The following is a 12,397-nucleotide window of genomic DNA, read 5'->3' as shown; positions in this document are numbered from 1 at the left end:
GCAATACAACGCATGCAAATTAAATTTATATATCCACGTTGGGGAAGTACCGATGTATCCTGGCCCGTATTTTTAAACAAAATTAAAGAGGCCGGTTATCAGGGCGTAGAAATAGACCTTCCTTTGGAAACTGTTAAAAAGAAGGAAATTTGTTCCATGCTGAAAGATTTGGAACTGGATTTCATAGGACAGCATTGGCAAACCAAGGAGGTAGATTTTACCAAGCATCGGGAACAATATAAAAGACATTTGTACAACCTCGTGGAGGCCAACCCCCTATTGGTGAATTCGCATACCGGCATGGACTTTTATACAAGGTGCCAAAACTCCGTCCTAATTGAAACTGCCCATGAAATTGAATTGGAGACCGGGGTCATCATTACCCATGAAACCCATCGCTCACGATTTTCCTTTGCCGCCCATGCCTGTTTGCCCTACTTGGAGGAATATCCCTTTCTGAAACTCACTTCGGACCTATCACATTGGTGCTGTGTTGCCGAATCTTTGTTGGAAAACCAACCCGAAGCAGTAAAAAAGGCCATAAGCCATACGTACCATATCCATGCTAGGGTAGGATCGGCCCAAACTCCACAGGTCGTGGACCCACGCGACGAAAATTACAAAGCGGAGTTGGAACAATTTACAGAGTGGTGGGGTTTGATGATCAAAAATGCCCAAGATAACAACCGCCCCTTTATCACCATCACCCCGGAATATGGTCCATACCCCTACTCCCTTTACCGGCCCAATACTAAAATACCGCTTGGGGATCAATTGGAAATAAATAACTTTATTAAAAGCCATATTGTTGTGTCAATACTACCAAATCATTTAAGGAATTAATATCCATTAACGAGATATAGCAAATTAGGTCCATAAATTCAATTGAATCAAATATTGACAAAAAAAAGACCATCATCAAATATCATCAAAAAATAGGGCAAAAAAAATATCACTAATCAACAAATTTTCACTCTCAAAAATCATAATATTTTTTTCAATAACGACTAAGGAACGTTGTTCGTCATTTCAATAATGTTGTTGGTCGATATTTTTAAAAAAGTTAACAAATAGTTAAGAAATTTAATGGTATCTACGCTTGCAAAATGCATCCGTCGTCAATACTAACTAGACTAATTAATTTCACATGAACAAGAAAATCCATTTCTTCCTAATGGCTCTGACCCTACTCTGTTTAAACGGGGTAATGGCCCAAAACAAAACAGTTTCGGGCAGCGTTACGGATGCCAATGACGGAACTCCCCTACCCGGGGTAAGCATTGTGGTTCAAGGGACCACAAACGGCACACAAACCGATTTTGACGGGAATTATAGCCTTGAGGTTTCCGTAGGGGATATACTCTCTTTCTCCTATATAGGAATGAAGACCCAAACGGTAACCATTGGCAATTCCAACAGCGTCAATATTTCTATGGAAGAAGATTCCAGTCAATTGGATGAAGTAGTGGTAACGGCCTTGGGAATAAAAAGGGAGGAAAGGGCCCTTGGATATTCGGTTACCGAAATAGCCGGGGGCGAATTGGCCCAAGCGGTACAGGTAAATCCTGTTAACACCTTGCAGGGGAAAACGGCAGGGGTACAGATCAGTACTACCTCGGGGGGTACCTTTGGTGGTTCACGTATTACTATAAGAGGTAATTCTACTTTTGGAAGCAATACACAGCCCATATTCGTGGTTGATGGTGTGTTGATGGACAACGACCTTAGTGGTACTAACGGATCGGACTGGGGCAACCAATTAAAAAACCTAAACCCTGACGATTTTGAATCCTTTTCCATTTTAAAAGGCGCCGCAGCTGCCGCACTTTACGGTTCGCGCGCTTTAAATGGTGTAGTAATGATTACCACAAAATCCGGTCAAAAACGCAAAGGGCTAGGGGTTAGTATCAATCAGACCATAGGCACAAGAAACGTTTATGATAGTGCAGATTTCCAGAATGAATACGGATCTGGCAACACGGCCGGTTGGTTCAGTGGCGTTGATAACGGTCCAAACACTAGAGTAAGGGACGACAGACATGACACCAGCCAGTTTTTTACTTACGACCTCACCACTGGTCTGCCCTCCATGGCTTTTACTTCCAGCGAGGAACATGCAGCGAGTTGGGGACCAAGGTTTGACGGACAGGATATCATAGATTACGACGGTTCCTTGGCCAAATGGGTAGCGCAGCCCAATAACTACAAAGACTCTTTCGATACCGGTTTTCTAAGAAATACCAACGTTTCGGTAGATGGCGGTGGGGAAACGAACGCTTTCCGATTGTCCTTCTCCAATTTTTCGGAAACAGGGGTATCACCGAGGAACGATTTCGATAAAAACTCTATTAGTTTCAAGGGTTCCCAAGATTTGATCAAAGATAAATTAACCGTTGGTGCCACAGTTCATTACACAAGATCTATAGGAAAAAATCCCGTAAATCCCGGAGCAAATTCCGATTGGTTCCACGATGGTTTTCCCCGTAATTACGATGTAAATAAGTGGAGAAACAATTATAAGGATGTAGACGGTGGTATACCCTATCCTGCCGGAGACAACTACAACTACACCCGAATGAGCAAACTGTGGATGGGTATTTTGGACGATGAAAATGAGCGTGTGGAAGGTTCCCTTATCGGTAAATTAAATTTGGATTACACCATAACCAAAAACATTAGTGCTTCCTTGGAAGGAAATTTAAACCAATACACTTGGACCCAGGATTTTAAAACCTTTGCAAAGGATGTGAATAGATTGGGCGGGGCTTATGGAATGGAGAATGGAGAAAAATTTCAATATAGCTTTTCCGGAAAACTATTCTTTAACAAAGAGATAAATGAGGATATCCGACTGGACCTGATATTGGGAGGTGATATGTGGAGTACAGAGACCAAATATACCAGTATAAGTACTAACGGCGGATTTAAAATCCGGGATTTCTTTAACATCTCAAACTCCCTTAATCCTGCCAATGTAGACGGGGGAATTGGTGATAGGAAAAAAATAAATTCCGTATATGCCTTCTTCAATACCAGCTTCAGAAGAGACCTATATCTAAATCTAACGGCCAGAAATGACTGGTCCTCCGCTTTGGTCTATCCGGACGGACATGGAAATAATTCCTATTTTTATCCCTCAGGGAGTTTGTCATGGGTGGTAAGTGAAACCTTGCCTTTGCCCAGCTTTATTTCGTTTGCAAAATTACGGGGATCCTATGCCATTGTTGGTAATGACACCTCTCCTTATCGACTCTCTACAGGGTTCGTGTCAGACAATTTTAATGACAACCCAGCTTTAAACCTATTTCGATATGAAAACAATACGGCAATATCCCCAGATCTACAGCCAGAAAAGAAATATTCTTGGGAAACCGGAATAGATATCCGTTTTTTTAATAATAAGGTTGGTTTGGATGTGGCCTATTATAAGGACAATACCAAAAATCAGATAATCGACTTGCCCGTTCCCAGTGAATCTGGTATAAACAGGCAATTGATAAATGCCGGTAACCTTCAAAATTCGGGGATCGAGGCGGCACTGGATGTAAATATTATTGACACCAAAGATTTTAGTTGGGATATTGGGGCCAATTTCACTAGAAACCGGGATAAAATTATTGAATTGGCACCCGGCATAAACGAATTTAATTTATACGGAAATCCTGATGACAGCAATGCTGGTACGGCATCCTATGCCTATGTTGGTGGCAATTACGGAGACTTGGTCACCAGAAGGGGCTACTCCTACTATGAAGGATCCAATACCGAAAATCATGACAAACCAATTTTGGCAAACCGAAATGGTTGGTCCGTAGCCTACCCCATTGGAATCAACAACTTGGATTCGTTGCACGTAATGGGAAATATGCAACCAGATTGGTATGGCGGTGCAAATACTTCCGTAAGGTTTAAAAGGTTACGTCTAAGCGCCATTGTCGATGCCAGGTACGGGGGTGAAATATATTCCGCGGATGCCCGTTATGGTCTGCACCAAGGAGTAATAAAAAGCTCTTTGCCCAACAGGGATGCTTCCCAAGGTGGTATTGTTTGGACCAGCCAGGGACAGGGGCAAAACTTTTTCGGCAAAACCTATGAGGATGGATATATCCCGGATGGTGTTTTTCCGGATGGAACAACAATTGATTCCGGCCCTTCGGGCAACCGAACAAGTGTTGATGTTGGGGGCTTAACCTATCAGCAGGCGTACGATCAGGGATTGGTAGAGCCAACCCATTGGTCCGGCTATATATATAGATGGACATCTGCAAGTACGGGTACTCCCATAACGGGAGTCTATACCCAAAGTTGGGTTGCCCTGCGTGAATTATCGCTATCCTACCAAGTACCGGGATCAATACTGGACAAATTGTCCATAAATAGTGCCTCGCTCTCCCTAACCGGAAGGGATTTGGGATTCATATACAACTCCATGCCGGACAATATCAATCCATCTATAAGCAATAATGCTGCGGCCAATCCGTTGCAAATGAGATCGGCGCCATATGTAAGGTCCATAACATTTGCAGTAAATCTTAATTTCTAATCGGAAAAATTTAGAAGCCATGAAAAAAATAATTTATATAATGTTTGCACTGGGACTTTTTGTAGGGTGCGAAAAGGATTTTCAGGAGATAAATACCGATCCCGAGGTAGGGGTTCCCCCTCCGGAAACCTTGTTTACTTATGTGCAAAAATCAATAGGCACCTACAAAGGTGGTGGGGAATGGTACCATGAAAACCATCAAAAAATGACCTGGGCCCAGTACCTCTCCCAAGGGATTGCCAATGCGGATGATGTAAATACCATTTTGCCCGGCAGTAAATACGGTACTTTCTATGGAACGGTTATGAACCACTTGGATGAAATGCGGCTTCAAATAAGCCAACTTCCAGAAGAGGAGAAAAAATCAAAACAAAAATTGGTTGCCGCTGCCGATGTACTTCAGGCCTATTTTGCTTTAACTATTACGGATCAATACGGGGATATCCCCTATTCCGAGGCGGGTAAAGGTCGTTATGAGGGAAAATTGGACCCTATTTATGATAAGCAGGAAGCCCTTTTATTGCAATTGATAGACGAATTGGACAACGCCATCATAAATTTAAGTGAGAATCTGGTCAATGAATTCGACTTTGGCAGCAGTGACATAGTATATAATGGGGACGCCTCAAAATGGGTGAAATGTGCCAATGCGGTTAAATTGCGAATTGCCACACGTTTGTTGTCTCAAAACGAAACCAAGGCAAGGGAAATTATAGCCAGTGTGGTGACAGATGGCCGGTTATTTGAAGGTGATGAAGATCAGTTCATTTTTGACCTAGGCGGAACATACCGTGGTTCTGCCGGTGCCGCCTTTGAATGGAAAGGACTTATGTGGGCCGCAAAACCTATTGTAGATTTTATGAAAGGTACCGTAGATCCTAGATTGAGAATTTTCTTTGAACCCAATGGTTATACACAAGAATCCATTGATGCCTTTGCTAGCACAGCCGATATTTCACCTGCTGTGGATATAGACAATGACAATACGGTACTTTATACTACCGCCGAGGGAGAGGATATATTGGGATACCGTTATATTGGGGCCCCTACCCATAGGCAGGATCCCAATATAGGGGTACCCGGATATTATTTGTTTATAGACGATCCCAATACCATAGGAACCAATACTATGATGGTATCAAAATGGAACCGAAGACTGATCCAGGAATCGAAGCACACCTATGGTGGACTACCACAGCCCGAAGGCAATTACGTTGATGTAGTCATTTCCTATGCAGAGGTCTGTTTTTTGATGTCCGAATTTATCCTTAAAGGTTATACTTCCGGGAATGCCGAGGATTGGTACATTAAAGGAATAGAATCTTCTATCAGAACCTACAACATGATAGGTGAAAGAGGAGATCTTTCCTTAAGAGTAGCCAATAAAACATATCCCTATCTACCAATAGCGGATAATGAGATTACAAATTACCTTGCCACTCCTGAAGTCCAATTTAATGGTACTGACGATTTGGAAAAGGTGTATGTACAACAGTTTCTGAATTTTTACAGATTGCCCTCGGAAGGTTGGGCCCTATCCATGCGTACCGGATATCCAAAATATGGATCTTCGTTATTGGCGCGTTATCCTACCGATGACAATGAAATACCATTTCCTAGGAGAGCCCCAACACCGGAACCAGGTGATTTAAATAGGGAAAACTGGGAGAAAGCAAGCGCAGACCAAGGATTTACCAGCCCAAGGGATGAAACCCCAAGTGTTCTAAACTCCCAACGCCTTTGGTGGGATAAAAACAACCCGACCATAGGTAGCGGAGGAAACTAGTTGTGATTTGACAAAAAAGTAAGTGTTTATTGATTAAAAAAATGGTTGGCTAAATTCTTAGCCAACCATTTTTTTTTTTGATGTCACCATCACTTTTAGAAAAACGTTGGTTTAAACCCATTGCGCACATAAGGGGCCTTTTTGAATGATCCTGACGCATAGACATTTCTGGCCTTAACGAATAAAAACTACACAAATAGTTAATTAACTATTTGTGTAGTTGCACAACTAAATATATAGTTGTATGTTTGACCTGCGTTAAGGATTGGAGTGAAAAGCCCGCAGTTATGGATTCCAGAACGAGGACTTGTAACGTAAAGCCTGGCGGCCTTTGCCGTAACGCCCAACAAATGATAAATAAAGCAGCTATGAAGAAATTGACCAACAAGGAGGAAGAGGTAATGAAAGTTTTGTGGGATTTGAAGAAGGCTTTTGTAAAGGATGTTCTTGCTAAATTTACGAAAGACAGACCCCATTATAACACCCTTTCCACGATTATCCGTAATCTGGAAGAAAAGGGATATGTATCCCATGAAGCCTACGGAAATACCCACCAATACTACCCTTTAGTAGCCAAGGAAGAGTATCGAAAGCAATTCATTAGTGGAGCCATTGAGGATTATTTTAATAATTCATATAAGAATCTGGTATCACATTTTGCCTCCGAGGATAAAATAAGTGTGGAAGAATTGAAAGAAATTATAAAGCACATAGAAAAAAAGAACTAATGGAAGATTTCCTTATATACCTGGTAAAAAGCAGTGGTATTCTTGGTCTTTTTTGGTGCTGCTTTAAACTTTTCCTGGAAAAGGAGACCTTTTTAACCTTCCATAGGGTTTTTCTGATTTTGGGGATTGTCATGGCCCTAATTTTTCCTATCTGGACGCTTACCGAGATTATTCTGGTAGACCCCCTACCCTTAACTTTGACCGAATCCCCGACTATGGAATCCACTCCCATAAGCGCTACTACACTTAATAGGTGGAACATAATTGCAATACTATACGCCTGTGGTGTACTCCTTTTTCTGGGACGACTTGGAGTTCAACTATTATCATTAAGGCGCTTGATAAAACAAGGAACCATTATTAATGATAAAGACTTTAAATATATAGAGTCCAAAACCAACACTTCTCCCTTTTCCTTTTTCAATCTCATCGTTTACAATCCGGACATGCACCGGACAGATGAATTGGAAAAAATCATTGCCCATGAAAAAATACACGTGCTTCAATGGCATTCCATAGATATTTTGTTGATCCAGTTATTTTCTGCGTTTCAATGGGTAAATCCCTTTGTATGGCTTTACAAAAAATCACTAACACAAAATTTGGAATATATAGCGGACCATTGTGCTACAAAAAAAATGGACAACTCTAAGGAATATCAATACCTATTACTAAAAAATTCCTCAGCAGAACAACAATATTCATCAATTATCAATCCATTTTATACATCATCAATCAAAAAACGAATCGTCATGTTAAACAAAAACAGATCAAACAAATTCAAAGCCTGGAAATTTAGTCTTGTAATTCCTGGCCTTGCCTTCTTTTTACTAGCATTTAATACTAAAACGGTTACAAAGGTAAATTCCTCAACTAACATACAGGAATCATCATTAGTAAACGGTAGCAACGAAACCACCAAAGTTGAGTTTACAATTGATAGAAATACTTCAGATGAAGATTTGGAAAAGATAACCAGCACCCTTAAAAGAGTTTATAACATTTCCCAATCTTTTACAGACATTAAGAGAAACCAAATAGGAGTGATCATAAATATATCATCGTCGTTCACCGTATCCAAAGCTGACAATTCTACCATCACCGGCACCAATACATTTAATGACCAGAGTGGTATAAAACCATTTTCATTATATGTTGAAGCCGATAAGGATGGTAAAATTATTTCTATGGGTCATGGGTCGGACCAATATGATAACCTAGATGGACTTAAAACCTATAACCAAATTCGAAAAACTAATCCTAATCCTGAAACAATCCATATCAAGGCATCACCAACGACGAATAATTCAGTCCCAACAGACCCAATGATCATTATAAATGGAGTTAAGGCAACTAAGGACTCAAAGGCCAGTGAAGTTGACCCTGCGGACATACACAGTATTAATGTAGTAAAAGGAGCTACGGCTACCAATAAATACGGTGAAAAAGCAAAAGATGGTGCTATAGAGATTACGACTAAAAGTTATCATAACGCGATAACAGTCGACAAAACCCCAGCAAATACCCAAATCAATCCTTACACCTACATTAAATCCGATAAGGAACCTTTATTTATTATTGATGGTGTCGAAAAAGATTCGGATTTTAATTTTGGTACCATCCCCCCTAGTTCAATCGAAAACATGAAGGTGTTAAAAGGAGACGCGGCCTTGAATAAATACGGCAAAAAAGGAGAAAAAAATGGAGTAATTGAAATTACTTCCAAAAAAAGTGAATGGAAGGTCCAGTCCGGCAACAATAACAGTGACCCACAATCCAATGGCAACCTAAACGGCAACACACCGGGCTCTGTGGAAAGTATTGAAGTCATAAAACATGAAGGTGAAACCACTCAAATTAGCAAATGGAAGGTTGGTTATAGCATCAATATGAACGACCCGGATGACATCTATGACTTAAGCCCATTTAGACGGAATGGAATGGAAAAAGCTGTCATTTATGTGAACGGTGTAAACAAGGGCAAGAATTTTGTTCCCACCTTGAAATATTCGGAGGTTGAAAGCACGACTACTTATAGGCCAGGTGCTGAAACTACAAAGAAATATGGAAAACAAGGAAAGAATGGAGTTATAGAGATTACTACAAAGAAAAATTAATTCATTACGCAACCCAACAACTACCTCGATAAAAGACACCATATTATACAGGTCCCAATAAGTATTCATAGAGAAATCGCATATATTTGAATTTACTATAGGATTTGGCCCTGGCCTAGTTTGGAGCGGTCCATTTGTGCGATTTAGCCCATGTCATTTTTATTTTAAAGGTATTCGTGAATCTTCGATTTCTCCCTCTATCGGTTGTTCGAAATGACTGCCGTGGTCATTTCTACGGAGTCACCTTTAAAACTTCTAGTGAAATATAGAAAGTTAAATAATGTCAATATTGTAATACATTTATTATCAATGTTTTAAAAAAATATTAGTAACTAATAACTATTGAAAAACATATTTCAATATCCCATATGTATTAAAATATAGCCCTTATTACAGTGAAAATCGCTTAAAACAATTCATTTCGGGGAATAGGATGCGCTTAAAAAACCATTAACCTTCTTGTTCATCCAAATTTTCTATCTTTAACCTTATCAACCAATTCAAAAATAATAATGAAACCATTTCATTTTCTCTTGAGCTGTTTATTTACTATGACTACTTTCGCACAAAACACCGTACTTCCGCTTTGGCCCAACGACATTCCAAATACTATAAAAACGAATGAAAAAGAGGAGGCGATTAGTGCGGATATTGTGAGGATCGCCAAGGTGCAAATACCAGAATTGGAAGTATATCTGCCTTCCAAAAAAAATGCCACAGGACAGGCGGTATTGATATTTCCAGGTGGTGGTTACGGAATACTGGCCTATGATTGGGAGGGGACCGATTTCGCCAAATTCTTAAATTCCAAGGGTATTGCAGGCATTGTGGTAAAATATCGTTTGCCCAGTGCAAAATCCCAAACAAATATGCACATAGTACCCTTACAAGATGCACAAAGGGCCATGAGGACAGTGCGTTCCAGGGCTACTGAATGGAATATTGATCCCCGCAACATTGGTATCATAGGCTTTTCTGCAGGAGGACATTTGGCCTCTACCTTGGGCACCCACTTTAATGAAAATGTTTACCCCAAGAAAGATGTCATTGACGAACAAAGTGCACGTCCAGATTTCATGACCCTGGCCTATCCGGTAATTACCATGGGGGAACCCAATACTCACGGAGGCTCCAGGAAAAACCTATTGGGAGAAAATCCTTCCCAAAAAATGTTGGATCATTTCTCCAACGAATTACAGGTTACGGCCGATACGCCGCCCACTTTTTTGGTCCATGCCACGGACGATACTGCTGTTCCCGTAGAAAATAGCCTATTATTTTATACCGCATTGGTGCAGCACCAAGTTCCTGCTGAAATGCATATCTATCCAACAGGGGGCCACGGTTTTGCATTGGGCCTAAATGACCCACATCTGGCCAGTTGGACCGATCAATGGGTAGGATGGTTAAATACCTTAAAACGGTAATTACTTTTCAATTATATTATTAAGGAATCCTTCTTATCCAAGATTTTGATCAACTACTGAATGTAAGGAATTGATTTTAGCCCGACAAAATAAACATGATAGTTATCATGATTTGATATTTTCAAAAGCAATACTTTTATCACTTAAACATTTCAAATGAAGAAGTGGACTTTAATAATGGCGCTGTTGATATCAAGTCTAATAACCGCTCAAAACTGGGAAACCGATTGGTCCGCCGCAGCGGCAATGGCCAAAGAAAGTAACCGGAATATAGTAATGGTCTTCTCTGGTTCCGATTGGTGCGCGCCCTGCATAAAATTGGATAAAAGTATTTGGCAGGCCCAAGAATTTCAGGATTATGCCAAGGACCATTGGATTATGCTAAGGGCAGACTTTCCACGAAAAAAAGCCAACCAACTCCAAGAAGACCAAAAAAAGAAAAACGCCCAACTTGCAGAAAAGTATAATAAAAACGGATATTTCCCCTTGGTGCTAGTTTTGGATTCCAATGGCAATATTCTGGGCCAAACCGGGTTTAAGAATATTTCCGTCAAAGAATATATAGCACTTTTAAAATCGTTTGAAGGTTGAAAATCCCAATGGTATTGGCAATTGCCATTCTAGTTTATGGTACCGTTTTTCCCCAAGAACAGGCACAAAGACGAACTACAAAGTTAATGGGTAGCAGGTTCGATATTACTATCGTTGCCCCGGATGAAACTGCTGCCAACCATTATATAGACATGGCCATTGAAGAAATTTCTAGAATTGAAAAGTTGATTTCCTCCTGGAACCCTAGCTCACAAACCTCTGAAATAAATAAAAATGCGGGCATATCACCCGTAAAAGTAGATCAAGAATTAATAGATCTGATCGAACGGTGCATCACCGTTTCCAAAATTACGGACGGTGCCTTCGATATTACTTATGCCTCCATGGACAAGGTTTGGAAATATGATGGCAGTATGGCCCAAATGCCCTCTAAAGAGGCCATAAAAAATTCGGTTGCCAAGATCGGCTACCAAAATATTGTACTGGACAAAAAGGCGCAAACCGTATTTTTAAAATTGGAGGGTATGAAAATAGGTTTCGGGGCCATTGGTAAAGGTTATGCTGCCGATAAGGTAAGGAGCATGTTAAAGGCCGAAGGGGTAAAAGCCGGAATAATCAATGCCTCCGGGGATCTGACAACTTGGGGGAAACAAGCGGACGGCAAGGATTGGATGGTAGGCATAACCAATCCTTTGAACAAGGACAACATTTTCTCCTGGTTCCCCGTTGTCAATGCAGCAGTGGCCACCTCGGGTAATTATGAAAAATACGTCACCTTTAATGGGGTAAAATATAGCCATATTATCGACCCAAGAACGGGATACCCCTCCACAGGTATCCAAAGCGTCACCATTTTTGCCCTTAGTGCCGAATTGTGCGATGCGCTGGCTACCTCCGTTTTTATTACTGGAACGGAAACGGGACTTAATATGATCGACCAAATTAAAGGGGTGGAATGCATTATTATTGATGACCAAAACAATATTCACACTTCCCAAAATATTGAACTTAACAAAACCCAATAACATTATGCGACATTTGATCCTTCCTATTATTGGCATTTTATCACTATCCTCATGCGTTGCGGTAAAGGAATACGACAAAGTATACCTCAACGATGAAGAAATGGATTTGGCCACCAAAAGTCTGGAACGCTTTGAAACCAATTTTCATATTTATCGGGAAGCTGCTGCTGGGGCCAATGGGGGCAAAACAGGTGGTGGTTGCGGATGCAATTAAAATAG

The 12,397-nt window shown here is 40.7% G+C and carries 9 protein-coding genes; all 9 read left to right on the top strand.

What is annotated here, in order from left to right; all coding sequences use genetic code 11:
- Positions 1-12 precede the first annotated feature (12 nt).
- The 9 genes from D0S24_RS01170 (at position 13) to D0S24_RS01130 (ending at position 12,392) form a co-directional block, all read left to right on the top strand.
- On the top strand, positions 13-843 hold the full coding sequence (locus D0S24_RS01170; RefSeq protein WP_117018033.1) for a sugar phosphate isomerase/epimerase: 831 nt from the start codon (positions 13-15) through the stop codon (positions 841-843).
- 304 nt (positions 844-1,147) lie between these two features.
- Positions 1,148-4,543 carry a SusC/RagA family TonB-linked outer membrane protein gene (locus D0S24_RS01165; RefSeq protein ID WP_117018032.1) on the top strand — a complete coding sequence of 1,132 codons (3,396 nt, stop codon included), beginning with the start codon at positions 1,148-1,150 and terminating at the stop codon, positions 4,541-4,543.
- Between the two features lie 19 nt (positions 4,544-4,562).
- Entirely contained in the window at positions 4,563-6,329 is a 1,767-nt protein-coding gene (locus D0S24_RS01160) for a SusD/RagB family nutrient-binding outer membrane lipoprotein (protein WP_117018031.1), read from the top strand.
- A gap of 368 nt (positions 6,330-6,697) precedes the next feature.
- Positions 6,698-7,057: a BlaI/MecI/CopY family transcriptional regulator gene (locus D0S24_RS01155; RefSeq protein WP_117018551.1), complete on the top strand. Its 360-nt coding sequence runs from the start codon at positions 6,698-6,700 to the stop codon at positions 7,055-7,057.
- Positions 7,057-9,174: a M56 family metallopeptidase gene (locus D0S24_RS01150; RefSeq protein ID WP_117018030.1), complete on the top strand. Its 2,118-nt coding sequence runs from the start codon at positions 7,057-7,059 to the stop codon at positions 9,172-9,174. The genes D0S24_RS01155 and D0S24_RS01150 overlap by 1 nt, the downstream gene beginning before the upstream one ends.
- A 512-nt stretch (positions 9,175-9,686) precedes the next feature.
- Positions 9,687-10,601 (top strand): alpha/beta hydrolase, encoded by a 915-nt coding sequence (locus D0S24_RS01145; protein ID WP_117018029.1) that lies wholly within the window; start codon positions 9,687-9,689, stop codon positions 10,599-10,601.
- A 156-nt stretch (positions 10,602-10,757) separates the two neighbouring features.
- Entirely contained in the window at positions 10,758-11,192 is a 435-nt protein-coding gene (locus D0S24_RS01140; protein ID WP_117018028.1) for a thioredoxin family protein, read from the top strand.
- A gap of 8 nt (positions 11,193-11,200) precedes the next feature.
- The gene (locus tag D0S24_RS01135) at positions 11,201-12,178 is read left to right on the top strand and encodes an FAD:protein FMN transferase (RefSeq protein ID WP_117018027.1); all 978 of its coding nucleotides are present in this window, start codon (positions 11,201-11,203) and stop codon (positions 12,176-12,178) included.
- Between the two features lie 4 nt (positions 12,179-12,182).
- Positions 12,183-12,392 (top strand): DUF4266 domain-containing protein, encoded by a 210-nt coding sequence (locus D0S24_RS01130; protein WP_117018026.1) that lies wholly within the window; start codon positions 12,183-12,185, stop codon positions 12,390-12,392.
- Positions 12,393-12,397: the final 5 nt, after the last annotated feature.

The organism is Arenibacter sp. P308M17, assembly GCF_003426735.1.
GTDB lineage: Bacteria > Bacteroidota > Bacteroidia > Flavobacteriales > Flavobacteriaceae > Arenibacter.
This window is presented reverse-complemented; position numbering and strand designations above follow the sequence as displayed.

Excerpts from the sequence above, each read along its gene's own strand:
- D0S24_RS01170 (WP_117018033.1), top strand. The coding sequence starts at position 13 with ATGCAAATTAAATTTATATATCCACGTTGGGGAAGTACCGATGTATCC.
- D0S24_RS01165 (WP_117018032.1), top strand. The coding sequence starts at position 1,148 with ATGAACAAGAAAATCCATTTCTTCCTAATGGCTCTGACCCTACTCTGT.
- D0S24_RS01160 (WP_117018031.1), top strand. The coding sequence starts at position 4,563 with ATGAAAAAAATAATTTATATAATGTTTGCACTGGGACTTTTTGTAGGG.
- D0S24_RS01155 (WP_117018551.1), top strand. The coding sequence starts at position 6,698 with ATGAAGAAATTGACCAACAAGGAGGAAGAGGTAATGAAAGTTTTGTGG.
- D0S24_RS01150 (WP_117018030.1), top strand. The coding sequence starts at position 7,057 with ATGGAAGATTTCCTTATATACCTGGTAAAAAGCAGTGGTATTCTTGGT.
- D0S24_RS01145 (WP_117018029.1), top strand. The coding sequence starts at position 9,687 with ATGAAACCATTTCATTTTCTCTTGAGCTGTTTATTTACTATGACTACT.
- D0S24_RS01140 (WP_117018028.1), top strand. The coding sequence starts at position 10,758 with ATGAAGAAGTGGACTTTAATAATGGCGCTGTTGATATCAAGTCTAATA.
- D0S24_RS01135 (WP_117018027.1), top strand. The coding sequence starts at position 11,201 with ATGGTATTGGCAATTGCCATTCTAGTTTATGGTACCGTTTTTCCCCAA.
- D0S24_RS01130 (WP_117018026.1), top strand. The coding sequence starts at position 12,183 with ATGCGACATTTGATCCTTCCTATTATTGGCATTTTATCACTATCCTCA.